At 71.3% G+C, this 24,552-nt stretch carries 24 protein-coding genes and 1 riboswitch; of the genes, 18 read left to right on the forward strand and 6 right to left on the reverse strand.

The annotated features are described in order from the left end of the window. Positions 1–3: 3 nt before the first annotated feature. Complete coding sequence (locus tag B5D60_RS15935) at positions 4–1,485, forward strand: ArnT family glycosyltransferase (protein ID WP_078701072.1); 1,482 nt, start codon at positions 4–6, stop codon at positions 1,483–1,485. 25 nt (positions 1,486–1,510) lie between these two features. On the opposite strand, the gene B5D60_RS15940 is transcribed toward B5D60_RS15935, so the two are convergent. Together B5D60_RS15940 and B5D60_RS15945 are read right to left on the reverse strand one after the other, a co-directional pair. Further along, a complete protein-coding gene (locus B5D60_RS15940; RefSeq protein ID WP_153303067.1) occupies positions 1,511–2,218 on the reverse strand; it encodes a Pr6Pr family membrane protein in 708 nt (235 codons plus the stop codon). A gap of 13 nt (positions 2,219–2,231) precedes the next feature. Then, positions 2,232–4,193: an MSCRAMM family protein gene (locus B5D60_RS15945; protein WP_153303068.1), complete on the reverse strand. Its 1,962-nt coding sequence runs from the start codon at positions 4,191–4,193 to the stop codon at positions 2,232–2,234. A 109-nt stretch (positions 4,194–4,302) separates the two neighbouring features. Here B5D60_RS15945 and B5D60_RS15950 point away from each other — a divergent pair, with 109 nt between their 5' ends. From B5D60_RS15950 to B5D60_RS15960, 3 genes are all read left to right on the forward strand, one after another. Continuing rightward, a complete protein-coding gene (locus B5D60_RS15950) occupies positions 4,303–5,151 on the forward strand; it encodes an ABC transporter ATP-binding protein (RefSeq protein WP_172806393.1) in 849 nt (282 codons plus the stop codon). Then, complete coding sequence (locus B5D60_RS15955; RefSeq protein WP_172806394.1) at positions 5,148–5,936, forward strand: ABC transporter permease subunit; 789 nt, start codon at positions 5,148–5,150, stop codon at positions 5,934–5,936. The genes B5D60_RS15950 and B5D60_RS15955 overlap by 4 nt, the downstream gene beginning before the upstream one ends. Positions 5,937–6,111: 175 nt before the next feature. After that, positions 6,112–7,953, forward strand: coding sequence for a phosphoenolpyruvate carboxykinase (GTP) (locus B5D60_RS15960; protein ID WP_078701077.1), 1,842 nt, complete (start codon positions 6,112–6,114; stop codon positions 7,951–7,953). 46 nt (positions 7,954–7,999) lie between these two features. Here B5D60_RS15960 and B5D60_RS15965 read toward each other — a convergent pair whose 3' ends face one another. Continuing rightward, positions 8,000–8,923, reverse strand: coding sequence for an EamA family transporter (locus B5D60_RS15965; protein ID WP_078701078.1), 924 nt, complete (start codon positions 8,921–8,923; stop codon positions 8,000–8,002). Between the two features lie 112 nt (positions 8,924–9,035). Further along, entirely contained in the window at positions 9,036–11,009 is a 1,974-nt protein-coding gene (locus tag B5D60_RS15970; RefSeq protein ID WP_153303069.1) for a peptidoglycan DD-metalloendopeptidase family protein, read from the reverse strand. Between the two features lie 195 nt (positions 11,010–11,204). On the opposite strand from B5D60_RS15970, the gene B5D60_RS15975 reads away from it, so the two are divergent. Both B5D60_RS15975 and B5D60_RS15980 read left to right on the forward strand, forming a co-directional pair. Continuing rightward, on the forward strand, positions 11,205–11,735 hold the full coding sequence (locus B5D60_RS15975; RefSeq protein WP_153303070.1) for a copper resistance CopC family protein: 531 nt from the start codon (positions 11,205–11,207) through the stop codon (positions 11,733–11,735). Next, positions 11,722–13,683 carry a cytochrome c oxidase assembly protein gene (locus B5D60_RS15980; protein WP_078701081.1) on the forward strand — a complete coding sequence of 654 codons (1,962 nt, stop codon included), beginning with the start codon at positions 11,722–11,724 and terminating at the stop codon, positions 13,681–13,683. The genes B5D60_RS15975 and B5D60_RS15980 overlap by 14 nt, the downstream gene beginning before the upstream one ends. Positions 13,684–13,761: 78 nt before the next feature. Here the strand turns inward: B5D60_RS15980 and B5D60_RS15985 are convergent, their stop codons facing one another. Beyond that, positions 13,762–14,379 (reverse strand): superoxide dismutase, encoded by a 618-nt coding sequence (locus tag B5D60_RS15985; RefSeq protein ID WP_078701082.1) that lies wholly within the window; start codon positions 14,377–14,379, stop codon positions 13,762–13,764. A gap of 118 nt (positions 14,380–14,497) precedes the next feature. Here B5D60_RS15985 and B5D60_RS15990 point away from each other — a divergent pair, with 118 nt between their 5' ends. The 10 genes from B5D60_RS15990 (at position 14,498) to gcvP (ending at position 22,968) form a co-directional block, all read left to right on the forward strand. Continuing rightward, positions 14,498–15,250, forward strand: coding sequence for a CDP-alcohol phosphatidyltransferase family protein (locus B5D60_RS15990; RefSeq protein ID WP_331712493.1), 753 nt, complete (start codon positions 14,498–14,500; stop codon positions 15,248–15,250). Continuing rightward, positions 15,247–16,050, forward strand: a complete 804-nt coding sequence (locus tag B5D60_RS15995) for a DUF881 domain-containing protein (protein WP_078701083.1) — start codon at positions 15,247–15,249, stop codon at positions 16,048–16,050. Before B5D60_RS15990 ends, B5D60_RS15995 begins: the two co-directional genes overlap by 4 nt. Then, positions 16,047–16,379, forward strand: coding sequence for a small basic family protein (locus B5D60_RS16000; protein WP_078701084.1), 333 nt, complete (start codon positions 16,047–16,049; stop codon positions 16,377–16,379). Before B5D60_RS15995 ends, B5D60_RS16000 begins: the two co-directional genes overlap by 4 nt. After that, complete coding sequence (locus B5D60_RS16005; protein ID WP_078701085.1) at positions 16,372–17,061, forward strand: DUF881 domain-containing protein; 690 nt, start codon at positions 16,372–16,374, stop codon at positions 17,059–17,061. The genes B5D60_RS16000 and B5D60_RS16005 overlap by 8 nt, the downstream gene beginning before the upstream one ends. Positions 17,062–17,084: 23 nt before the next feature. Continuing rightward, positions 17,085–17,462 carry a glycine cleavage system protein GcvH gene (gcvH, locus tag B5D60_RS16010; RefSeq protein WP_078701086.1) on the forward strand — a complete coding sequence of 126 codons (378 nt, stop codon included), beginning with the start codon at positions 17,085–17,087 and terminating at the stop codon, positions 17,460–17,462. Positions 17,463–17,558: 96 nt separating this feature from the next. Further along, a complete protein-coding gene (locus B5D60_RS16015) occupies positions 17,559–17,984 on the forward strand; it encodes an FHA domain-containing protein (RefSeq protein WP_446678467.1) in 426 nt (141 codons plus the stop codon). Next, positions 17,981–18,697, forward strand: coding sequence for a transcriptional regulator FtsR (gene ftsR, locus B5D60_RS16020; protein WP_078701087.1), 717 nt, complete (start codon positions 17,981–17,983; stop codon positions 18,695–18,697). The genes B5D60_RS16015 and ftsR overlap by 4 nt, the downstream gene beginning before the upstream one ends. 12 nt (positions 18,698–18,709) lie before the next feature. Then, positions 18,710–19,189, forward strand: a complete 480-nt coding sequence (locus tag B5D60_RS16025; protein WP_078701088.1) for a bifunctional nuclease family protein — start codon at positions 18,710–18,712, stop codon at positions 19,187–19,189. A 137-nt stretch (positions 19,190–19,326) separates the two neighbouring features. Further along, positions 19,327–19,899 carry a MerR family transcriptional regulator gene (locus B5D60_RS16030; RefSeq protein ID WP_078701496.1) on the forward strand — a complete coding sequence of 191 codons (573 nt, stop codon included), beginning with the start codon at positions 19,327–19,329 and terminating at the stop codon, positions 19,897–19,899. A 50-nt stretch (positions 19,900–19,949) separates the two neighbouring features. Next, a riboswitch (glycine riboswitch) is annotated at positions 19,950–20,037 on the forward strand. Between the two features lie 75 nt (positions 20,038–20,112). Continuing rightward, a complete protein-coding gene (gene gcvP / locus B5D60_RS16035; protein ID WP_078701089.1) occupies positions 20,113–22,968 on the forward strand; it encodes an aminomethyl-transferring glycine dehydrogenase in 2,856 nt (951 codons plus the stop codon). On the opposite strand, the gene B5D60_RS16040 is transcribed toward gcvP, so the two are convergent. Next, entirely contained in the window at positions 22,914–23,705 is a 792-nt protein-coding gene (locus B5D60_RS16040; RefSeq protein ID WP_231948913.1) for an alpha/beta fold hydrolase, read from the reverse strand. The two genes, gcvP and B5D60_RS16040, sit on opposite strands and share 55 nt — an antisense overlap. A gap of 37 nt (positions 23,706–23,742) precedes the next feature. Here B5D60_RS16040 and B5D60_RS16045 point away from each other — a divergent pair, with 37 nt between their 5' ends. Further along, complete coding sequence (locus tag B5D60_RS16045; RefSeq protein WP_078701091.1) at positions 23,743–24,105, forward strand: hypothetical protein; 363 nt, start codon at positions 23,743–23,745, stop codon at positions 24,103–24,105. Further along, complete coding sequence (locus B5D60_RS16050) at positions 24,098–24,490, forward strand: hypothetical protein (protein ID WP_078701092.1); 393 nt, start codon at positions 24,098–24,100, stop codon at positions 24,488–24,490. The genes B5D60_RS16045 and B5D60_RS16050 overlap by 8 nt, the downstream gene beginning before the upstream one ends. Positions 24,491–24,552: the final 62 nt, after the last annotated feature.

The following is a 24,552-nucleotide window of genomic DNA, read 5'->3' on the forward strand; positions in this document are numbered from 1 at the left end:
CCGATGACGACGCCGCGCGCCGTGCCGCGCGCCGTGCTGCTCGTCGTGCTGGCTGCCGTCCTGGTGCGGCTGCCGTTCGTGGCGGTCCTGCCGAGCCCCGACGAGGCCGGTCTGCTCCTCGTCGGTGGTCAGTGGGGTCCGGGGGACTCGCTCTACGGCGACTTCTGGGTGGATCGTCCGCCGTTGCTGGTCGCGTGGGCCGAGCTCGCGGCCCGGGCCGGGGGAGTGGTGGCGTTGCGCGTCGTGGGCCTGGTCGCGGTGGCCCTGACGATCGTGGCGTGCGCGGCTGCTGCGGGACGAGTGTCGGGCGAGCGCCCCGCGCGCTGGGCCGCCGTCACGGCGGCACTGCTCACCGTGAGTCCGTGGCTCGGCGCCGAACGCGTGAACGGCGAGCTGCTCGCCGCCCCGTGGATCGCCGGCGGCCTCTACGCGGCGATCCGCGCCGTTCAGGAGCGGCGAGGGCGGTGGGCCCTCGCGACCGGAGCGGCGATCGCCGGCGCCGTGCTGACGAAGCAGAACCACGCGGACGCCGCGGTCTTCGCCGTGGTCCTGCTGGTGCTGTCCGTCGCGGCGGGGAGCCTGCGCACCGGTGAGGCGTTGGGGCTGGCCGCCGGTGCCCTCGGCGGCGCCGTCCTGGTCACGGTCGTCGTGGTCGGAGCCGCCTGGCTCCGGGGAACCGACCCCGTCGGCCTCTTCGATGCGCTGTTCGCGTTCCGCGTCCGCGCCGCGGACGTGATGGCCGCCGCGCCTCCGGGAGCCCAGGACGGCCGGCAGGCCGAGCTGCTGGGTCGCGCGGCGCTCGGGGGTCAGCTCATCCTCGTGCTCGGCGTCCTGCTGGCGCCCCTCGCCGAGCGCTTCCGGTCGCCCGTCGCGCTGGCCGCGGCCGCGGCCACCGCCTTCGGCTGCCTCTCGGTGCTCGCGAGCGGTAGCTGGTGGAACCACTACCTCGTCGAGCTGGCGGCGCCCGTCGCGGTCGGGACCGGGCTGATCGCGGCGCGAACGCGGATCGTCGTGCCGGCCGTCCTGGCGTACTCCACGGTCGCCGCCGTGATCGGGACGTTCGTCGTGCTGCCGGCCGTCGACTCCGTGGACGGGCCCGTGGCGGCGGGCCGGATGATCGGCGCGTCGTCCCGGGCCGGGGACACCGTCGTCAACGCCTGGGGCCGTCCCGACCTCGTCCTGGCCTCAGGACTGGACTCGCCGTACGAGCACCTCTGGAGCCTGCCGGTCCGCACCGACGACTCCGGGCTGGAGGAGTTCACCCGCCTCGTCTCCGGCGGCGACGCCCCGACGTGGCTCGTCATGAACGGGTCGCTGGGGACGTGGGGGATCGACAGCGACGCCGCGCAGCGGGTCGTCGACCGTCGGTACCGCCGGCTCGCAGGCGTCTGCGGACTCGACCTGCTGGTGCTCCGCGACACGCCGCGCCCCACGCCGGCCGTGCCTGAGGACGTTCGATGCGAGCCGCCCACCGTGCTGAGGTGACCCCGCCCCGCTCATGCGTGAGCCCTCAGCGGTGGGGGCGGCCTCGCTCGACCTCCGCCTCGTCACGGGAGGCGAGCCGTCGGTCCAGCCACGTCAGTCCGGTGAGACAGGCCAGGACCAGCACGGCGATGCCCACGCACGCGACCGCCACGTCGATCCGTCCTGACGTCGCGGGGTCCAGGAATGGGTAGGGGTACCAGCCGGTCGCCCACCCGACCGCCAGCGTCACCGCGAGCCATACGACGGGCCACCCGAAGGCCACGAGCGTCGCCCGACGATCGATGCGGCCGCGGGGGCCGAACACGACCCAGCCGACGACCGCCAGGACCGGCACCCCCAGGTGCAGCAGGCGATCGGCCACGAGGCTCGCACCGTCGAGCTCCAGCAGCGGACGCAGCAGGAAGAAGTGCACGAGTCCCGTGACCGCGATGCCCATGACGCCGGCGAGCCGCAGTGCTCGCCACCAGCGACCGTCGGCCCACGGGTCGCGCACCAGGGCGAGCACCGACACGAGGACCAGCAGGTTGCTCTGGATCGTGAAGTACGCGGCGAAGCGCGCGAGCCGGACAGGCAGGTCGGGGCGCTCGGTCTCGACCAGGACGGAGGCTCCGCTGAAGACCAGCACCAGCTGGAGGAGCAGTGCCACGAGCGCGGTCGCGGCGGTCAGGCCGTGCCAGGCGCGCGGTAGCGCGACGGATCGCCCTCCGTCCAGCGGTCGGTCGCTCGCTCTCACCCGGCTGCTCCGGTCACCGGCCACGTGAGCGCAGCACGACCGCGCCTCCGCCGATCACGGCGACGAGGCCCAGCAGACCCCAGAGGATCGGGGGGCCACCCGAGTCCGGCAGGACACCGTCGCTCACCGGAACAGACCCGGCCGAGTCGTCGTCGGCGGCGGTGTCATCGGCCGGCGGACCGGGTGTCTCCTCGGTCAGTTCGGGCTCCGGTGTCGGAGCCGTGGCCGTTCCGAGGACGAAGTCCTGGTCCTCCAGTGCCTCGCCGTCCTCGGTGATGACGGCATCGAGTGTCCCCGGTCCGACGGGGGACGCACCTGCACCGGGCTGGACGGTCAGGCGGTAGGTGCCCGGGGGCAGGTCGTCGACGAAGTAGCGGCCCTCGCTGTCGGTCCGCGTGCTGGAGGTACCGCCGGGGCCGTCCACACGGATCTCGACATCAGCCGCCGGCGAGCCGTCCGTGCGGGTCACCCGACCGGAGATGCTCCCCAGTCGCCCGAGCGCGAAGTCCTGTCCCGTGACGTCGTCGTCCGTCACGGTGAGCTCGCGCGTCGTCGTCCCCACGTACCCCGGGGGAGGCTGGATCGTCACCGTGTAGGCGCCCGGGGGAGTCCTCGGGAAGTCGTAGGTGCCGTCCGGACGGGTGGACGTGCTCAGGGAGACTGCTCCGTCGCTCGAGGTGAGGTTCACGAGTACGCCCGCCAGGGCTTCGCCCCCGGCCGTCACGGAGCCGGAGACGCCGGGCAGCGAGAGGACGACGAAGTCCTGGTCGGTGATCGGGTCGTCATCGACGTCGATCCCGTCGCGAACGGTCCCCGCGGGTCCTGCCACGTAGCCCGCCGGTGGCCTCACCGAGACCTCGTACCCGTCTCCGATCGGGTTCTCGTCGAAGAGGTAGGCCCCGGCCTGGTCGGTGGTCCTGCTCTCCGTCGACCCGTCCGGGCGGGTCACGGTGACCTCGACTCCGGGCACCGGTGCTCCGTCCCCGTCCGTCACGCGTCCACTGATGGGCTGCGGGACGATGAGGCGCATCGAGAAGTTCGCCCGTGACGCCTCGTCGTTGTCGTTGCCCCGGTTGGAGACGGCTCGCTCGGACGGTCCCACGACGGAGCAGGTCGGGGGAGCCGTGACACGGACGGTGTAACCGGCCTGCGTCGCGTACTCGCCGAAGGAGTAGGCGCCGCCGGAGTCGGCGCGTGTCGTGGCGAGCACGTCGCCGGCGGGGGACACCAGCGACAGGACGGAGTCCTCGACCGGGCACCGGTCGTCGACGGACGTGTCGGTGATCGCTCCGCCGATCGGTCGCGCCCGGCTGACGAACCAGGTCTGATAGACGGGGAACCCCGCGCGCCGGGTGAACGTCAGGCTCAGGCTGCTCAGCCGCAGGTCGGGCTCGAACCACCCACTCGCGCCATCGGTGTCCCGGGCGTCGGCGCTGCCGAGCAGCGTCGAGGTGGTCGGATCCCAGGTGGGGAGGTCGGGAGCGCCCGCATGGTTGAAGGTGCCGGCGAACCAGGAGTCGACGCGAGCGGCCGGGACGGGGCGCCCTTGCGCGTCCGTCGCGGCAACCCGGACCTGGTCGGCGTCGATGTCGCCCAGCACGAACGCCCAGCCCGTGTCCGGGGTCGGGCGCTCGAAGCTGTAGACGGTGGTGGACGGGGCGGTCGGTGCGTCGGCCTTCGGTCGCAGCACCAGGTACGGCTGGTTCCGGCTGCTGCCGTACTTCGCGCCGGGCGGCGTGGAGGCTCCGAGGAACACCGAGCTCCCCGACGCCACCTGGACCGTGGCCCGCGAGTCCGTCGCGACCTGCGCGCGTGGGAATCCGGGAGCCTGCTGGTCCATCACGGTCGTGTAGTTGGTCGAGGCGCCTTCGATCGGACCCCAGGACGCCCATCGATCCGTCACGGCCGAGGCGGGCGCAGGCACGAGCGCGACCACCAAAGCCGCCACGGCGCTCCATCCGATGATGCGTCTCATGTAGCGGAACTCTAGGGCGGGACCCGCCGCGGAGCCACCGCTGCACGTCGCAGCGCGCGGATGAGCCCAACTGCATGACGATCCGCGACCGACCACCCATGATGTTCACGTGACGTCGGAATCCGTGGTGCGCGCGACTGGGCTGACGAAGGTCTTCGACGACCGCGTGGCCGTCGCGGATCTCGACCTCGTCGTGGGGAAGGGCCGGGTGCTCGGCGTTCTCGGGCCGAACGGCTCGGGCAAGTCGACCACCGTGCGGATGCTGACCGGGCTGCTGCGGCCGACCTCGGGCTCCGTGGAGCTCTTCGGCGAGCCCGTGACTCCCGAGTCGGCGCCGCGGCTGCGGGCGCGCATCGGCGTCCAGACCGAGGCCAACCTCTACCACCGGCTCACGGTCGCGGAGAACCTGCGCACGTGGGGCGCGCTGCACGGACTCAGCCGGAGCGCCACCGAGCGGCGTGTGTCCGAGGTGCTCGAGGTCGTCGGCCTCTCCGACCGCCGCGACAGCCCCGTCGGCGCGCTGAGCAAGGGACTGCGCCAGAAGGCCAAGATCGCCCGCGCCCTGCTGTCCGATCCCGAGCTGATCTTCCTCGACGAGCCGACCGCCGGCCTCGACCCCGAGGCGGCGCTCGACGTCCTCGGTCACCTCGCGAAGCTCCGCGCCGACGGGGACACGACGATCGTGCTGTGCACCCACCAGCTGCACGGACTCGAGGACCTGTGCGACGACGTCGTGATGCTCGACCGAGGCCGGGTCGTCGCGGCGGGCGAGGTCACCGAGCTCGTGGCCGCGCACTGGCCGGACCGCGAGTACGTCATCCGCGTCTCCGAGCGCGAGGTCGCCGAGCAGGTCGTCGCCGGGCTCAGGGCCGCGGGCGTCACCGTGCCCGATGCCGAGAGCACCGCGCCCTCGTTGCACGACCTCTACTTCGCCCTGCTGTCGGGGGAGGAGTCGTGAACGGCCCGCGCGTCCGTGCGCTCGTGACGAAGGACTGGATCGAGCTGCGCCGCAACCGCCAGACCCTCCTGCCGATCGTGATGCTGCCGATCGTCTTCGCGCTGGTGCTGCCCGCCACGCTCATCGCCGCCACCAGCCGTCCGGAGGCGCTGGCCCGGCTCGACTTCCTCACCTCCTACCTCGACGGCCTGCCGCCGGACGTCGCCGCCGACCCGACCCGTGCGGTCGTCGAGTACTTCATGGCGCCGATCTTCCTGATGATCCCCGTGGTCATCGCGACGGTGCTGGCCACCGCGGCGTTCGTGGGGGAGAAGGAGCGCGACACGCTCGAGGGCCTGCTGTTCACGCCGCTCACCGACCGTGAGCTCGTGATCGGCAAGATCCTCGTCTCGTGGGTGCCCGCGGTGCTGGTGACCTGGCTCTCCACCGCCCTGTTCGCCCTGGTGGTCACCGCGCTGGCCCGTCCGTGGAACGACGGCTGGTCCTTCCCGAACGGCACGTGGCTCGTGCTCGTCGGCGTGATCGCGCCTCTGGTGTCGTTCTTCGCCATCGGCTGCATCGTCCTGATCTCGCACCGGGCCTCCACGCTGCAGGGCGCCCAGGCCGTCGCAGGACTGCTGGTGCTGCCCGTCATCATCCTGATCATGTCGCAGGCGGCGGGGGCCCTGGCCTTCGACGGAAGGGTCGTCGTGGTGGTCGGTCTGCTCGCCGTCGTGGGCGATCTCGTGGTCTTCCACCTGGCCGTCCGGCGCTTCGACCGGGACCGTGTGGTCACGCGCCTGTGACCTTTTCGTGGTGTGGCATTCCCCACAGGGCCCGCCGGAGGATGGCACCGAAGGCGCGGTAGGGTCGCGGTAATCTCCGGGATCGTGCCGTCGGAAATGTCCGTCGGCACGGGACGGAACATCGACGGGACCGGACCGGCCGGCGGGCTGGTCCAGGAGAGGAACAGGCAGACCGATGGTCGACGTGGACAAGGTCCTGGACGAGGCGGGGTTGAAGAACCCCCACGTCCATGAGTTCGTGAAGCACTGGGCGGGGGTCACCCAGCCCGATCGCATCGAGGTCGTCAGCGCCAGCGATGACGCGCGGCTCCTGCAGGAGGCACTCGAGGCGGGCGAGCTCGAGCCGGCCGGTGAGGGTCTCTACTACTCGCAGAGCTATCACAAGGACACGGCGCGCTCGGAGGAGCGGACGATCGTCGCCACCAGCGACCCCGCCGACAAGGGCGTCTACAACAACTGGCGTCACGCCGACGAGATCAAGCCCGTCGTCATCGGCAACATGACGGGTGCCTCGCAGGGCAAGACGATGTACGTCATCCCCTACCTGATGGCCGCGCCCGGCTCGCCGCTGGAGGCCTACGCCGCCGGCATCGAGCTGACCGACAACCGCAACGTCGTGCTGCAGATGATCCGCATGGCTCGCGTGGGCGTCGACCTCTTCGAGAACCTGAAGGACCCCGAGAGCTTCGTGCGCGCCGTGCACGTCACGGGCGACCTCGAGAACCTCGGTCAGGGCACCCCCGACGACAAGCGCTACTTCGTGACGGTCGCCGACGAGCGCACGATCCTGCACTTCGGCTCGTCCTACGGCGGAAACGCGCTGCTGGGCAAGATCGCCCACGGCCTGCGCCAGGCGAACTGGGACGGCTGGGCGTCGCGCAAGTTCCTCGCCGAGCAGTACATGCTCATCGCGATCCAGGACAAGGAGACCGGCAAGAAGTACCACATCGCCGGTGGCTTCCCGAGCGCCTCGGGCAAGACGAACCTCGCCATGATGGTGGCCCCGGGCGTGCTCGGCGACCGCTACTACGTCGAGTTCTTCGGCGACGACATCGCGTGGCTGTGGGTCGGCGACGACGGCAAGCTCTACGGCATGAACCCCGAGTTCGGTGTGTTCGGCGTGGCGATCGACACGAACGCGATCACCAACCCGAACGCGCTCGCCGCGGTCCGCGAGGGCACCGGCGCCATCTTCACGAACACGGCGTACAACGTGAACACCCACGAGACGTGGTGGGAGGGCAAGTCGCCCGACTACCCCGAGGACGTCGAGGGCTGGCGCGACTGGAAGGGCCACCTCATCTCCGAGCGTCCGGCCGACGAGCAGCGCTCGAAGGCCCACGTGTGGGCCCACCCGAACTGCCGCTTCACGTCGACGATGACGAACGTCCCGAACGAGTCGCCCGACTACAACGACCCGGCTGGCGTGCCGATCGACGGCATCATCTACGGCGGCCGCACGCGTGACCGCGAGCCGCTGATCCGCGCGATCGAGGACCCGGCCGAGGGCGTCTACGACGGCCTCACCCTGGGCGCCGAGGCCACGGCCGCGGCCGAGGGCGTGGCCGGCCAGCTGCGCTACGACCCGATGTCGATGCGTCCGTTCCTGGCGCTGCCCGAGGGTCGCTACGCCCAGCACTGGCTCGACATCCTCGACCAGGTCACCGACAAGCCGCTGTTCGCCCACGTGAACTGGTTCCAGCGTGACGCCGACGGCGGCTACCTGTGGCCCGGCTACAGCGAGAACCTGCGCGCCCTGCTGTGGATGATGGACTTCCGCGAGGGTCGTGTCACCGGCACGAAGACCCCCGTCGGCATCGTCCCCACCAAGGACGAGCTGAACCTCGAGGGCCTGGAGATCGACGACGCCATCCTCGACCAGCTGCTGGCGATCGACGTCGACCGCTGGAAGCAGGAGATCGGCCTGCGCGAGGAGCACCTCAAGCAGTTCGGCGGACTGCCCGAGCGCATCTGGGAGGCGCACCGCCGCGTCGCCCAGGACCTCGACGAGGCCTGACGCACCGAACGAAGGGGCCCCACCGCATCGCGGTGGGGCCCCTTCCTCATGCCGGCCGGGGCCGCTCGGCCCGCACCACCAGGGCGACCCCCACGACGACGATCGCGCCACCGGCGACGATCGCGCCGGTGAGCGGCTCGGCCAGGATGAGGGCGCCGAGGAGCACGGCGACCACGGGGTTCACGTAGGCGTAGGTCGACACGAGCGAGAGCGGCGCGTTCTGCAGCAGCCACACGTACGCCGAATAGGCCACGATCGACCCGAACACCACGAGGTACCCCAGCGCGATCCACGAGGACGTGGAGGCGTGGCCGAAGTCGCTCAGGCGCTCCCCGCTCACCGTGCCGATCACCAGGAGGGTGATCGCAGCGGCCAGCATCTCCCAGACCGTGGCGACGAACGGGTTCGCCGGCATCGGCATCCGCTGGGACATGAAGGAGCCGACCGACCAGGACAGGGATGCGCCGACGATGATCAGGATGCCGGCGGTCGTCCCGCCGGAGCCGCCACCGGGCAGCACGAGCACGGCGAGACCGACGAAGCCGACCAGGACCCCGGCCCAGGTGAGCAGCCGCGGGCGGGCACCACTGGCGAAGCGGAGCAGGATCAGCCAGAGGGGAACCATCGCGACGAGCAGCGCCGCCATGCCCGACGGCACCGTGCGCTCGCCGAGCACCACGCCGCCGTTGCCGCCGGCGAGCAGGAGGATGCCCACGATCGCCGATCCTCGCAGCTCGCGGGGTCGGACCTGCAGCACCCGCGGCCCCGACCGCACCGCCAGGAACGTCCCCATCAGGACGGCGGCGGTCAGGAAGCGGGCGCCGGCCGAGATCAGCGGCGGCATGTCCTCGACGACGACTCGGATCCCCAGGTAGGTCGATCCCCACGCGACGTAGACCAGCACGAGCGCACACCACAGAGCGCCGGTGGAGGCGCCCGTTCGCTGGCTGGTGGCTGGCTGTGCTGTCATGACCGTCCTGTCCTCGTGGTCCTGACACCCATCCAACCCGGACGCGCTGACAGAACTCCAGCGGATCACCGCCATCACCCGCAGGGATCCGGCCAAACCCTCCGCGGCGGCGTCAGGCGGTGGGCAGGGACCAGGCGTTGCCGCCCTCGGCCTTGAGCCCCAGGGCGCGGGCGCGCTTGGCGACCCAGGCCTGCTCGGCCTTCTTCAGCGAGCCGAGCTCGAAGCGCGTGCCCCAGCCGAAGGGGGACGTGCCCGGGATGTCGACGAGCGTGCCCTCAGGGCCGCGCTGGATCTGGCCGACGATGTCGCGGTACCCGGCGCGGAACTCCAGCCGCTCGCCGAACCTGCCGCGGAAGTCGGCCGCGAGCCGCTTGGCGCGCTTGGCCACGTCGCAGCGCAGCATCGCGTCGCCGGTGGCGCACAGGACGCCGCGGGGGACCTGGCCGTTGCTGTAGCCGCCCCAGCCCTTGCCGGCGCCGCTGTTGGTCAGGTACTGCACGAGCACCGGCATCGGGTCGATGAACTTGCCGTCGACCTGGATCTCGAAGTGCAGGTGCGGCCCCGTGGAGTTGCCGCGTGAGCCGACCAGCGCGATCTCGTCACCGGCGTTGACGGTCTGACCGTCCTGCACGAGCACCTTGGAGGAGTGCGCGTAGCGCTCGGCCGTGCCGTCGGGGTGCGACACCGTGACGAGGGTGCCGGCCCAGCCGACCTCCTGCAGGCTCACGACGCCACCGCGCGAGGCGTAGATCGGGGTGCCGGCGGGTGCGGCGAGGTCCTGGCCGGTGTGGGTGGACTGCCACATGCTGCCGCCCATGCCGAAGCCCGCCGAGATCGAGTACGTGCCCTGCTTGAGGGGGAAGGTCCAGCCCTGGCGCGTCGCCGCGGTCGCCTTGGTGGCGTTGCAGACGGTGGTGGGGGAGGAGGCGGTGCCCTTCGGCGGGGTGTTGCGGCCCGTGCCGAGCGAGGGGCGGGTGACGGCGAAGGGCTTGGCCGGCACGAGCGAGACGCCCACCTGGGCCCGCGTGGCCGGAGCGTCGATCATCCGGCCGTCGCCGATGTAGACGCCGACGTGGTGGACGCCGGAGGCCTTGGTCGCCGAGAAGACGAGGTCACCCCGGAGCAGCTGCTCCTTCGGGACCTTCACCGTGCGGGCGTACAGCTGGGCGGGGGTGCCGGTCAGGTCGTAGCCGCCCTTGACCCGCAGGAGGCCGCCACAGCTCCAGGCGCCGGAGGCGTTCCTGGCGGCGTAGTCGTCGCCGATCCGGCCGACCAGCGCGTCGATCATGCGGATGGTCTGCGCGGGCAGCACCTGGACGGTGGTGGAGCCGACCGTGGCCCTGCCGACGCCGCGCCGGGCCTTGAGACGTGCGGCCGGCGGGGCCTTGACGCCGAGCCGGGCCAGTCGCTTGGTGTAGCGCTTCCACGACGTGGTCACCGAGGAGTTCCACGACTCCTGCTCGACCCGGGTCGGGGGCAGGCCCTCGGGCGTGGACGAGGCGCCGAGGCCGAGCTGCTTCGCGATCTGGCCGACCTGCTTGAGCTGACGGGCCGCGCTGGCCTCGGCCTTCTCCGCGATCTTGGTGGCGCGGTCGGCGCGGGCCTGGAGCACCTGCGCCGCGTCGAACGCCCGCTTGGCGTCGCCGAGGTGTCCCTCCTGGGCCTCGGTGACCTGCTCGGTGCTGAAGATCCCGGTGATGAGGTCCTCGGGGTTCTCCGCCGCGGCGAGCGCCGTGAGCTTCTGGGCGAAGGGGTCGCCGTTCGGGGACATCGCGTACTCGACCACCTGGGCCACGTACGCCCGGGCGATGGTGCGCTGCCGGTCGGCGTCGCGCTGGCGCTCGACGGCCTCCTTGCGGCGGTCCTCGGCCACGCTGAGATTGGCCTCGTAGCGCAGGGCGAGCGTGGTCAGCTCGGTGACGGCGCTGGGGGCGATCGCGAGCGGATCGGGGACGTCCATGGACGGCGTGGAGGAGCTCGCCCCGGTGGTCGGGGGAGTCGTGGGGTCCACGGCGTGAGCGGCGGTCGGAACCGCCAACGCGGCGATCGTGACCGTCACTGCCGCGAAGACCCGAGTCAGACGCACGTGTGACACCTCCACGGGTGAGTGAACCACGTGCTCCAACCCCCTGTTCACGCTATCCCCATCAGTCACTCCTGTGGTGCCATCGGCTCTGGTCCCGAAGGGCCAGAAACCCTCCGAACAACCGCCGGATAGGCTGATGGAGTGCGTCTGACTTCTCTTGTGCTCCTCGTCACTGCGGTCCTCGTGGGATGGTCGATGCCTGCCCAAGCGCACACCTCCCTGATCTCCTCGGACCCCACGGAAGGGGCTCGACTGGAGTCGGTTCCCGAGCGGGTCGTGCTGACCTTCACCGAGAACCTGCGCGAGCCGTCGGAGGCCGGCGTGATCGTCGACGGGAAGGCCATCGACTCCAAGGTGCAGGTCGACGGTCCGCGTGTCGTCGTCACGCCGTCGGCCGATGCACCCGATGGCGCGTACGAGGTCAATTATCGCGTCGTCTCGGCCGATGGCCACCCCATCACCGGAACCATCGCCTTCACGGTGACCAATCCCGACGCGGTCGCCAACGAGGCGCCGGCCGACGAGGGGACCCCCACGACCGTTCCCTCCGAGCAGATCTCGGCCGATCCGGCCGATCCCACCGAGACCGCGGCCGACGCGAAGGACGACTCCGTCTGGTCCTCGCCCCTCGTGCTCGGCGCGCTCGTGGTCGTCGTGGTGCTCGCCATCGGCGGCGCCACCGTGCTCCGCCGCCGCTCGACGTCGCCGGACGATGACCGCTCCTGACCGCCCCGGGCTCCCGTTCGCCGCTGCGGTCGGCGGCCTGGGCCTGCTCGCGCTCGTCGCCGTCGTCGTCCTGAGCGGTGCCACGCCGCAGCCCGCGCCGGCGGGCCTGCCCGACCCCGGGCCCGTCGTCGGCTGGGCCATCCCGATCTCCCGCTTCCTGTCCAACCTGCTCGCCACCGCCACGGTCGGCTTCCTGCTCGTGGCGGTGGTGCTGCTGCCCTCGGGCGAGCGGCTCGAGGGTCTCGCCGTCCAGGCGGTGCGGATCGCGTCGCGCACGGCCTGGGGCTGGCTCGCCGCGTCGCTCGTCTTCTACTGGGCCAACGTCGCCGACCTCTACGCCCGTCCGATGCACGACGTGGGGATCGGGCAGCTCTGGGACTTCGCCTCGGTCTTCGCCACCGGTCGCGGCCTGCTCGTCCAGGCGCTCGCGGCACTCGTCGTGGCGCTGTGGACCTCCTGGACCTTCTCGGTGCGCCAGCTCGCGATCTGCGTGGGAGTGGCACTGCTGGGCATCTCCGCGGTCGGGCTCACCGGACACTCGGCCTCGTCCGGCTCGCACATGCTCGCCACCGCCAGCCTCGTGCTGCACCTGGTCGGCGTCGTGCTGTGGGTGGGCGGCCTGATCGCTCTCGGCTGGGTGGCGCTGCGCCGCAGCCGCCGCCTCGAGGACGCCGTCGCCCGCTACTCGACCCTCGCGGCCTGGTGCTTCGTCGTGGTCGCGGTCTCCGGCGTGGTGAGCGCCTCGGTGAACCTCGGCTCGCTCGGGGGACTGGACTCCACGTACGGCCTCCTGGTGGTCCTGAAGGCCGTCGCGCTCATCGGGCTCGGGGCCATCGGCGTCGCCCAGCGGCGGCGGTTGCGCTCGCGGGGCGCCGGCTTCGCGCGCTTCGCGATCCTCGAGGTCGCGCTGATGACCGTGACCTTCGCGCTGGCGGTCGTGCTCGGACGCACGGCCACGCCGGTGGGGGAGGACGTGCTCACCACGCCGGCCGAGCTCCTGCTGGGTCGCTCGCTGCCGCCCGAGCCCACGGTGACGCGGGTCCTGTTCGGCTTCTACCCCGACGGCATCGGCCTGGCCGTGGTCGGCTTCGGCACGGCGCTCTACGTCACCGGCCTGCTGGTGATGCGCCGACGCAATGACGCATGGCCGATCGGCCGCACGATCAGCTGGTTCCTCGGCCTGACCATCGTCGCGTGGGCGACGTTCGGCGGCCTGGGGCAGTACTCCAGCGTCGCCTTCAGCCTCCACATGGTGTCCCACATGATGCTGTCGATGGTGGCGCCGATCTTCCTGGTGCTGGGCGCGCCGATGACCCTCGCCCTGCGCACGCTGCCCGGACCGCGACGCCCCGGCGAGCACTCGCCCCGGTCGCTGCTGCGCGACGCCCTGCACTCGCGGGTGTCCCGCTTCTACACGAACCCGATCGTGGCCGCGGTGATCTTCCTCGGCACGCTGTACGCCGTCTACTACTCCGGCCTGTTCGAGTCGATGATGCGCACGCACTCCGGCCACGCCTTCATGGAGCTGCACTTCCTGCTCTCGGGCTTCCTGTTCTACTACGTCATCATCGGCGTCGACCCGTCGCCGGTGCGGCTCAGCCCGCTGGCCCGATTCGGCGTGCTGATGCTCTCGGTGCCGTTCCACGCGTTCTTCTCCGTGGCACTCATGTCCGCCGACGTCGTGATCGCCGAGTCGTACTACCAGGCGCTCGAGCGGCCCTACCTCACCGATCTCGCGCAGGACCAGTACCTCGGCGGCGGCATCGCTTGGGCGATGGGCGAGATCCCGCTCCTGCTGGTCATCGGGGCGATCTTCGTCCAGTGGTTCCGGTCCGACTCGCGCGAGGCCACCCGATCGGACCGGGCCGCCGACCGCGACGACGACGCGGCCCTCGAGCAGTACAACGCCTACCTCGCCGGCCTGAGCGACGACGCCTCGCGTCGCTGACGCACCCGGACACACCACTGCCCGGCCACCTCACGGTGACCGGGCAGTCGTGTGGTTCGCCCCGGCCGGGGCAGGAGGTCAGAAGAGGATCTGACCGCCGCTCGTGGCCGCGGTGAAGCGCTCCTGGGCGTCGGCCCAGTTCGCGATGTTCCAGAACGCCTTGACGTAGTCGCCCTTGACGTTGAGGTAGTCGAGGTAGAACGCGTGCTCCCACATGTCGAGCTGGGAGATCGGGATCAGGGTCGCCGGGATGTTGGACTGCTGGTCGTAGAGCTGGACGATGACCAGCCGCTGACCCAGCGTGTCCCACGCGGTGATGGCCCAACCCGAGCCCTGGATGCCGAGGGCGACCTGCTCGAACTGCGCCCGGTAGGCGTCGAACGAGCCGAAGTTGTCCTCGATGGCGGCAGCCAGCTCACCGGTCGGCTTGTCGCCGCCGTCCGGCGAGAGGTTCTTCCAGAAGATGGAGTGGTTGATGTGGCCGCCGAGGTTGAACGCGAGGTTCTTCTCCAGCAGGTTGATCGTGCCGAACTCCTGGACCGAACGCGCTTCCTCGAGCTTCTCGAGGGCGGTGTTGAGGCCGTTGACGTAGTTCTGGTGGTGCTTGCTGTGGTGCAGCTCCATGATCTTGCCGGAGATGTGGGGATCGAGTGCCCCGTAGTCGTAGGGCAGGTCGGGCAGGGTGTAGTCGGCCACGCGTCCTCCTGGTCGTTGTGGATGAAGTACTCGTTGGGTTCAAGCCTCAGTCTGTCAGTTGTGTTCCCCGAGGCAAGGTCAGCCCGGATCGCGGGACCGCCGCCGGTAGGCTGTGGCCGTGGCAGGCAAGCGCGTTCGCCGGATCGAGGGCGAGGAGGAACTCGAGGTCGCTCCGACCTCCGAGGCCGACTCGCGCTCCGAGCGAGCCGTTCCCGTGCCCGAGCCGGTGGAGCCCTCGGTCGATCCGCGGCCCGACCCTCGGCCGAAGGCCACGGAGGAGTCCACCCCCGAGAAGCCCTCGCTCAGCGGCGAGCTCTTCACGGTGCCGAACCTGCTGAGCGCCATCCGGATCCTGCTGGTGCCCGTCTTCCTGTGGCTCGTGCTCGTCCCGGAGGCCGACCTGCTCGCGATCGGCGTGCTCGTCGTCTCCGGCATCACCGACTACCTCGACGGCAAGATCGCCCGCGCCACCGGCAAGACCACCCGGCTCGGCGCGGTCCTGGATCCGGTGGCCGACCGGCTCTACATCCTCGCGGTCGTCGTGGGCCTGGGCCTGCGCGACATCATCCCGTGGTGGCTGGCCGTGATCCTGCCGCTGCGCGACGTGGTGCTGTTCTCCCTCGTCCCGTTCCTGCGCACGCGCGGCTTCAGCGCCCTGCCGGTGCACTTCCTGGGCAAGGCCGCCACCGCCGGACTGCTCTACGCCTTCCCGCTGCTGCTGCTCGGCGACGGTGACGGCGCCGTCGCCAACCTCGCCCGCGTCTTCGGCTGGGCGTTCACCATCTGGGGCGTCAGCCTCTACTGGTGGGCCGGCATCCTCTACGCCGTCCAGGTGCGGCGTCTGCTGACCTCGACCCCGCGGGTGCGATGAGCGAGCGGACCGAGGAGGCCTCCTCGGTGCGGGAGGCCGAGTCGATCCTCGACCGGCTCGCGGCCACGGCTCTCGACGACGACTACTACGTCGCCCACGACACCCCTCCCGGGCAGGTCTCCAGGCTGCTCGCCGGCGTCGCGGTGGCGGTCTTCGCGCTCATGATCACCGTGGCGGCCGTCCAGACCCGCATCGACCGGCCGGCCACCGAGGTCGAGCGCAACGCGCTGATCGAGAACATCCGCGTGCGCGAGGACCTGGTCGCGAACAAGCAGGAGACGGTCGCCGGCCTGCAGGGCGAGATCGCCGACCTCCAGGCCGAGTCCATCGTCGACGGCCCCGGCACGGAGGCGCTGCGCGTCGCGGCCGGGTCCACGGCGGTCGCCGGCCCGGGCGTCGAGCTGACGGTCGAGTCGTCCGCCAACGAGGACCGTCCCGGCGGGCAGCTCACCGACAGCGACGTGCAGCTCATCGTGAACGGCCTGTGGCTCGCCGGCGCGGAGGCCGTGGCCGTCGGGGGACACCGGCTCACGTCGACGTCGGCGATCCGCTCGGCGGGCGAGGCGATCACCGTGAACTACCGATCCGTCACCGAGCCGCTCGTGATCGCGGCGATCGGTGACCCGGACTCCCTGCAGAACCAGTGGGAGCAGGGGCCGTCGGGCCGCTACCTCGCCGCGCGCGCCGAAGCCGATGGCATCAGGTTCGCCGTGCGAGGATCAGACGACGTCGAGCTGCCCGCCGCCCCTGAGTCGCGGCTGACGGTCTCGGCCGAACCCTTGAGGAGGAGCGTCTCGTGATCCCGGTCATCGGTCTCGTGGTGGGTGTCACGATCGGCCTCGTGCTGCAGCCCACGGTGCCCACCGCGCTCCAGCCGTACGTGCCGATCGCCATCATCGCCGCGCTCGATGCCGTGCTCGGTGCCGCGCGCGCGTTCCTCGAGGGCCGTTTCGACGACCGTGTCTTCGTGGTCTCGTTCGTGTCCAACGTGGCCATCGCGTCGGTGATGGTGTTCCTGGGCGACCAGCTCGGCGTGGGCTCGCAGCTGTCCACCGGCGTCATCGTCGTCCTGGGCATCCGGATCTTCGCCAACTCCGCCGCCATCCGCCGGCTGATCTTCCATGCGTGACCTCCGCAGCCGCTCGGCCTGGGTCGTGGCGCTGCTCGTGGGTCTGCTCGCGTTCACCATGACGGTGCAGTGGAGCCAGGACGACGAGACCGACGACTTCAGCGGGGTCCGAGGCGTCGAGCTGGCCGAGCTGCTGAAGTCGCTCGACGCGACGAACACCCGCCTGTCACAGCAGATCGAGACCCTGCGCGCCTCGCGGGACGACCTGCGCGACTCCAGCGAGAGCTCGGCCGAGGCCCGCAAGGCCGCGGTCGAGCGGGCCAACTCGCTGGCGATCCTCGCGGGCACCGTCGGCGCCGAGGGGGCGGGCATCGAGATCTCGATCACCGCACCCCCGGGGGCCGTCACAGCCTCGGTGCTGCTCGACGCGGTGCAGGAGATGCGTGACGCGGGCGCCGAGGTCATCGCCCTGAACGGCGTGGCTCGCGTGGTGGCCCAGACGTGGTTCCTCGACGACGACGCCGGGGTCCGCGTCAGCGGCCGGGTGCTCAAGCCCCCGTACGTGATGGAGGTGATCGGGGACCCCGAGACGCTCGCCGACGCCGTCACCTTCCGCGGCGGGCTCGCCGATCGTGTCGAGAGCCGCGGGGGAGACGTCTCGGTCGAGGAGCGGCAGCGCATCCGTGTGACCGCTGTGGCTGACACCCCCGAGCCCCAGTACGCTCGACCCGCGAACGACTGATCGCCTGAAGATGGAGGACGACCATGATTCCTGAGGACCTGTTCTACAGCGCCGAGCACGAGTGGGTGCGCGTCGAGGGCGACGTCGCCATCATCGGCATCACCGACTTCGCACAGGACCAGCTCGGCGACATCGTCTACGTCGACCTGCCCGCCGAGGGCGACTCCGTGGATGGGGGCACCGTCGTGGGCGAGCTGGAGTCCACGAAGTCGGTGTCCGACGTCTTCACGCCGGTCTCCGGCGAGGTCATCGCGCGCAACGACGCGCTCGAGGCGACCCCCGAGGTGATCAACTCCGATCCCTACGGCGAGGGCTGGCTGCTGAAGGTCCGTACGAGCGAGGACGACGTCACGTCGGGCCTGCTCACGGCCGAGGCGTACTCGGCTCTGGTGACCGGCTGACCGGTCGGGCCACGGGTGTTAGGTTTGGGTTCGAAGGAACTTTGAACCCCCACTTGAGCAAACCTTCAAGCTCTACTTGAGACGGAGTTGATCGCGGTGACGACGCCGGACGGTTTCGATGAGACCAACTTCATCCCGGTCATCGACGCCGACACCGAGGAGATGTCGGCCGGCGACGTGTTCGCGGTCGAGAACCTGCAGGTCGGCAACGCGATGCTCCTCGTGCAGCGCGGGCCCGACGCCGGCTCGCGCTTCCTGCTCGACCAGGACGTCGTCTCGGCCGGCCGGCACCCCTCCAGCGACATCTTCCTCGACGACATCAGCGTCTCCCGCCGCCACGCGACCTTCTCGCGCCGCGGGAGCGGGTACGTCGTCACCGATCTGGGCAGCCTGAACGGCACCTACGTCAACCGCGACCGTATCGACGGGGACATCCCGCTCGCGGGCGGCGACGAGGTCCAGCTCGGCAAGTACCGCCTCATCTACTTCCCCGGCACCGTGGCCTCCGAAGGTGGTCAATGACCACGAGTGAGGCCGGGCGCGAACCGCTGCTCGGCATCTCCCAGGTGATCGCCGAGCTCTCCGGCGAGTTCCCCGACATCTCGCAGAGCCGGATCCGGTACTACGACGAGCAGGGCCTCGTCGAGCCGCGCCGCACGCCCTCGGGCTACCGCAAGTTCAGCTACGGCGACGTCGAGCGGCTGCGGTTCGTGCTGCGCATGCAGAAGGACCGCTACTGGCCGCTGAGCCACATCCGGCAGGTCCTCGACCAGATGGACTCCGGCGAGGTGCCCGACACCGAGCTTCGGGCCACCCTGCGCGTGCCGCAGGTGACGCTCGCCGCCGACGGCACGCCCACGCCGCAGTCGATCACCGAGGGCGGCGGGTCCACCCGCATGACCCGCGACGAGCTGATGGACGCGGCCGGGATCGACGCCCAGACCCTCGACCAGGTCGAGGAGTTCGAGCTCATCCGGCGCCGTCCCAATCAGCGGTACTACGACACCGACGACCTCGTCGTCGCGTCCCTCGTCGGCCAGCTGGCCGAGCTGGGCCTCGAGCCGCGTCACCTGCGCGGCTTCCGCAGCGCCGCCGACCGCGAAGTGGGCCTGCTCGACCAGGTCGTCCCGCCGGCCACCCGCCAGCAGTCCGGGGCCGCCGCGAACCTCGCCGAGCTGGCCGCGCTCAACGTGCGCCTGCACACGGTGCTCGTCCGCGCCGGCCTGCGCACCTGACAGGAGGTCGCCGTGCGCGAACTCGACATCGTCGGAGTCCGGGTGGAGATGCCCACCAACCAGCCGCTGATCCTGCTGCGCGAGCGCGAGGGCACGCGGTACCTGCCGATCTGGGTCGGCGCGATCGAGGCCTCGGCCATCGCCTTCGCCCAGCAGGGCACCGTGGCCCCACGACCTCCGACGCACGCCCTGATGGCCTCGATCATCGAGGGCCTGGGGGACGAGCTGACCGAGGTCCGGATCGTCGACGTGCGCGACGGGGTCTTCTACGCCGAGCTCGCGTTCGCCGGGGGAGCGGTCGTCGACGCCCGCCCGTCCGACTCGATCGCCCTCGCCCTGCGAACGGGAGTCCGCGTGGTGTGTGCCGAGGACGTGCTCGACGTCGCCGGCTTCGCCCAGACGCCCGACGAGGACGAGCAGGTCCAGCAGTTCCGCGAGTTCCTCGACCACGTCGACCCCGAGGACTTCGAGAAGCCCTCAAGTGAGGGTTGAGAGTTTTTGCCGGCCGACACGCGCGCCGGTGCGTGCGTCGAGAGACTCTCACGTCTAACTTGAGGGTACGCAAGACCACAGTGGTGTGGTTCTCTTGTTGTGGGAGGCCGTCCACCGGCCGCCAGGAAGGCGTGATCATGATCGAACCTCGTGACGAGGCAGCGGAGGCGCGGGCACAGGCCAGCGCCCAGGGCCTGCTGTTCGACGACGACCTCGCCCCCATGCCCCAGGACACGGGCTTCCGCGGCCCCACCGCCTGCAACGCCGCCGGCATCACCTACCGCCAGCTCGACTACTGGGCCCGCACCGGCCTGGTCGAGCCCACGGTCCGCTCGGCCACCGGCTCGGGCACCGCGCGCCTGTACTCCTTCAAGGACATCCTGCTGCTCAAGATCATCAAGCGTCTCCTCGACGCCGGTGTCTCGCTCCAGCAGATCCGCACCGCGATCGACCACCTCCGCGAGCGCGGCACCGAGGACCTCACGCAGGTCACCCTCATGAGCGACGGCGCCAGCGTCTACGAGTGCCGCTCCGCCACCGAGATCGTCGACCTGCTCCAGGGTGGTCAGGGCGTCTTCGGCATCGCCATCGGCGGTGTGTGGAAGGAGATCGAGGGCTCGCTCCACGAGCTGCCCACCGAGCGCGCCGAGGCCGACGTCCCCGTCGCCGGCGACGAGCTGTCGCAGCGCCGCGCCCGCAAGGCCAACTGACGGACGCTCCGCCCGCCCCGACATCGCTCGGGGTAGGCTGGTCACGCCGTTCGACCCGTACGGGAGAGTCCCGTCCCAGGGCGCCGAAGGGGCAATTCCTCCCCGGAACCTCTCAGGCCACAGGACCGTACGTCACAGGCGACTCTGAAGGCGTGCCGCTGGCGCGACGACAGAGGGGGAGGGCCTTGTCGTCGAGCCCTCGGAGTCCCGCCCATGTCGCAGTCGGTCCCCACGCCCCAGTCCGCCCGCCAGCCCGCCACCCGCTTCGTCGACCGTCACATCGGTCCGCGCGCGTCCGACCAGGCCGCGATGCTCCAGCGGCTCGGCTACGACAGCCTCGACGCCCTGATGCAGGCCGCGGTGCCGTCGGGCATCCGCTCGGTCCTCGACGGACTGCCGGCGGCCGCGAGCGAGACCGAGGCCACCGCCCGCCTGCGTGAGCTGGCCGACCGCAACACCCCGGGCGTCTCGATGATCGGCCTGGGCTACCACCCCACCACGACCCCGGCCGTCATCCGCCGCAACGTGCTGGAGGACCCCGCCTGGTACACCGCCTACACGCCGTACCAGCCCGAGATCTCGCAGGGCCGCCTCGAGGCGCTGCTCGCGTTCCAGACCATGGTGGAGGACCTGGCCGGACTACCCACCGCGAACGCCTCGCTGCTCGACGAGGGCACCGCCGCGGCCGAGGCGCTCACGCTCGTGCGCCGCGCCGACCGCAAGCGCACCGACCTGCCGGTCGTCGTGGACGACGGACTCCTGCCCCAGACCCTCGCGGTGCTGCACACGCGGGCCGAGGCGGTGGGGCTGCCGCTCGTGGAGGCCGACCTGCGCGAGGGCCTGCCCGAGGGCGAGTTCAGCGGCGTCATCATCGCCTACCAGCGCGCCGACGGCACGGTCATCGACCTCGCGCCCGTGATCGACGCGGTCAAGGCGGCCGGGGCGCTCGCCGTGGTCGTCACCGACCCGCTGGCCCAGGTCCTGCTGCGCTCGCCGGGCAGCCTCGGCGCCGACGTCGTGGTCGGCTCGACCCAGCGCTTCGGCGTCCCGATGTTCTACGGCGGACCGCACGCCGGCTTCATGGCGGTGCGCTCCGGACTGGAGCGGCACCTGCCGGGGCGTCTCGTCGGCGTCTCGGTCGACTCGGCCGGCCGTCCGGCCTACCGCCTCGCGCTGCAGACGCGCGAGCAGCACATCCGCCGCGAGAAGGCGACGTCCAACATCTGCACCGCCCAGGTGCTGCTGGCGGTCACGGCCGCGATGTACGCGGTCTACCACGGCGCTGAAGGTCTCCGCGTGATCGCGACCGAGGTCAACGATCGTGCCTCGCGCCTGGCGGCGGGGCTGCGTGCCGCGGGCATCGAGGTCGCGTCCGACCGGTTCTTCGACACCGTGACCGCCGTCGTGCCGGGACGCGCCGCCGAGGTCGTCGCCGCGGCGCGCGAGTCCGAGATCCACCTGTGGCGCTTCGACGACGACCGCGTCGGCATCGCGGTGTCCGAGCCCACCACCGACGCGCACCTCGAGGCCGTGCTGGCGGCGTTCGGCGCCGGGAGCCTGCCCGACGAGGCCGACGCCTCCCTCGAGCCGGCCTGGCTGCGCGACGACGAGATCCTCACACACCCGGTGTTCGTGGAGCATCGCAGCGAGACCCAGATGCTGCGCTACCTGCGCCGGCTGAGCGATCGGGACTACGCGCTCGATCGCGGCATGATCCCGCTGGGCAGCTGCACGATGAAGCTCAACTCCACCACCGAGATGGAGCCGATCAGCTGGCCCGGCTTCGCCGACCTGCACCCGTTCGTGCCCGCGCGCGACGCCGCCGGCATGATCGAGCTGGTCGAGACGCTGGAGTCGTGGCTGGCCACCGTCACCGGCTACGCCGCGGTCTCGGTGCAGCCGAACGCCGGCTCGCAGGGTGAGTTCGCCGGCCTGCTGGCCATCCGCGAGTACCACCGCAGCCGCGGTGAGCAGGCCCGCGACGTCTGCCTCATCCCCAGCTCGGCCCACGGCACGAACGCGGCCTCGGCCGTGATGGCGGGCATGCGCGTCGTGATCGTCAAGGCGACCGACGCCGGCGAGGTCGACCTCGACGACCTGCGCGCCCAGTGCGAGACCCACGCCGACGACCTCGCCGCGATCATGGTGACCTACCCGTCGACGCACGGCGTGTACGAGCACGGCATCAGCGAGCTGTGCGACATCGTCCACGAGCACGGGGGCCAGGTGTACGTCGACGGCGCCAACCTCAATGCGCTGCTGGGCCACGCCCGTCCCGGCGACTTCGGCGGCGACGTGTCGCACCTGAACCTGCACAAGACCTTCTGCATCCCGCACGGCGGCGGTGGCCCGGGCGTCGGCCCGGTGGCCGTGGGCGAGCACCTGGTGCCGTTCCTGCCCAAGCACCCCTTCCACCCCGACGCCGACCGGCGGCAGGCCGCGGGCACCATCAGCGCCGCCCCGTACGGCTCGGCCGGCATCCTGCCGATCCCGTTCGCCTACGTGGCGATGATGGGCGCCGACGGCCTCACCGACGCCACGTCGGTGGCCGTGCTCGCGGCCAACTACGTCGCGGCGCGTCTCGGCGACGCCTTCCCGGTGCTCTACTCGGGCGACCACGGCCTCGTGGCCCACGAGTGCATCCTCGATCTGCGCGAGATCACCAAGAACGCGGGCCTGAGCATCGACGACGTCGCCAAGCGGCTCATCGACCACGGGTTCCATGCCCCGACCATGAGCTTCCCGGTGGCCGGCACGCTGATGGTGGAGCCGACCGAGTCCGAGGACCTGGCCGAGCTCGACCGCTTCTGCGAGGCGATGCTGGCGATCCGCTCCGAGATCGACCGGGTCGCTGCGGGGGAGTACGACGCCACGGACAACCCGCTGGTGAGCGCCCCGCACGCCGCGCACGAGCTGGTGGACTGGACGCACCCGTACCCCGTCGCCGAGGGCGTCTTCCCGGCCGGCACGACGCAGGACAAGTACTGGCCGCCCGTGGGGCGGATCGACAACGCCTACGGCGACCGGAACCTGGTCTGCTCCTGCCCGCCGGTCGAGGCGTTCGCCTGATCGGTCCACCAGCGCACCACGCGGTCGACGACGGGTCCGGGGTGCTTCGCCCACAGCACGTGGTGGGTGGAGCCGCCCTCGGGCACGAGGTCGCGGGTGTACTCCCAGGTGGTCAGCGCGTCGGGCTCGACGAGTGTCCGCTCGAACCGGTGCGCGGCCGCCTCGATCGAGAATCCGTCGCCCGCCAGGTGCACGGCGAGTGTGGGGCGCGTGATGCGCCGTTCCACCGCGTAGGGCGGGCGACCGGTGCGGACCACACGGGCCCATTCCCTCATGAGGGTGCGCGCGCCGGGGCCGCCGAACCACGGCTTGGGAACGTATCCGCGCACGAGCCCGACCAGCGGGACGGTCGACGCCATGACGGCGAGCGGCAGCCCGATCCGGGGGTAGTGGCGGAAGTGGGGGAGGGACACGCCCACGAGCACCAGCGCATCGGCGGGACGCGCTCCGATCTGGATCGCGCCGCCGAGCTGGCCGCCGAGACTGTGCCCGAACAGCACGACCGGCCGCCCGGGGTGCTCGTTCCGCGCGGCATCGATGGCGGCCTGGGTGTCGGCGATCTCGTCGGCGTACGACCAGTCGTGGCGGCGCGAGGCCCGTGGGAGATCGCGCTCGAAGCCGCGTCGAGGGAGGGCGCGCGCCTCCCAGCCGCGTTGCTCGAAGGCCGCCACGAGCGGCGCGTAGAAGGACGAGGGGACCGCCATCGCGGGGGAGATCAGGACGACCGGGGTGCTCACCGGACCATCCTGCCAGCGTGAAAGACTCACGTCTGACATGCCTGACGCCCTGGTCTACCTGACCTCCGCCGCCGCCCTCGCCGCCGCCGTGTTCGCGGGGTGGCACACGGCGAGGTCGTACCGCTTCAGCAACCCGCTCTTCTATGCCGTGGCGGTCGTCGAGGTGCTGCTCGTGGTGTGCCTCGTCTGGGGGATCGTCGCCGTCACCGGCACCGATCGCGACGTCGAGAAGGCGCTGTACGTGTCGTACCTGCTGACCACCGTCCTCATCCCGCCCGCCTCGGTGCTGTGGGGGATCGGCGACAAGACCCGCTGGGGCACCGGCGTGGTCGCGGTGGCGCTGTTCACGGTGTCGGTCATGCTGATCCGTACGCACCAGATCTGGGTGGGACATGGCTGAGCACGACACCGAGACACAGCACGGCTTCGGACGCGCCCTCGTGGCGGTCTACGCCGTCTTCGCCGTCGCGGCGACCGCGCGGTCGGTCTACCAGCTCGTGACGAAGGCCGACGAGGCCCCGGTCGCCTACGCGCTGTCGGCCGTGGCCGGCGTCGTCTACGGCATCGCGACGTGGGCGCTGGCCACCGGCAACCGCCGGGTCGCGACGGCGGCGATCGGCTTCGAGCTGATCGGCGTGCTGGGTGTCGGGCTGCTGAGCGTCGTGGACTCCGAGCTGTTCCCCGACGAGACGGTGTGGTCGGGCTTCGGCGCCGGCTACGGCTTCATCCCGCTCGTGCTGCCCTTCGTCGGCCTGTGGTGGCTGCGCCGCACCCGAGGAAAGTGAGAGCCCCGTGCGCTCATACCGCGCGGGGCTGATCCCATTGAAACCCGCCTGGTGCCCGAATC

The organism is Aeromicrobium choanae, from assembly GCF_900167475.1.
GTDB lineage: Bacteria > Actinomycetota > Actinomycetes > Propionibacteriales > Nocardioidaceae > Aeromicrobium > Aeromicrobium choanae.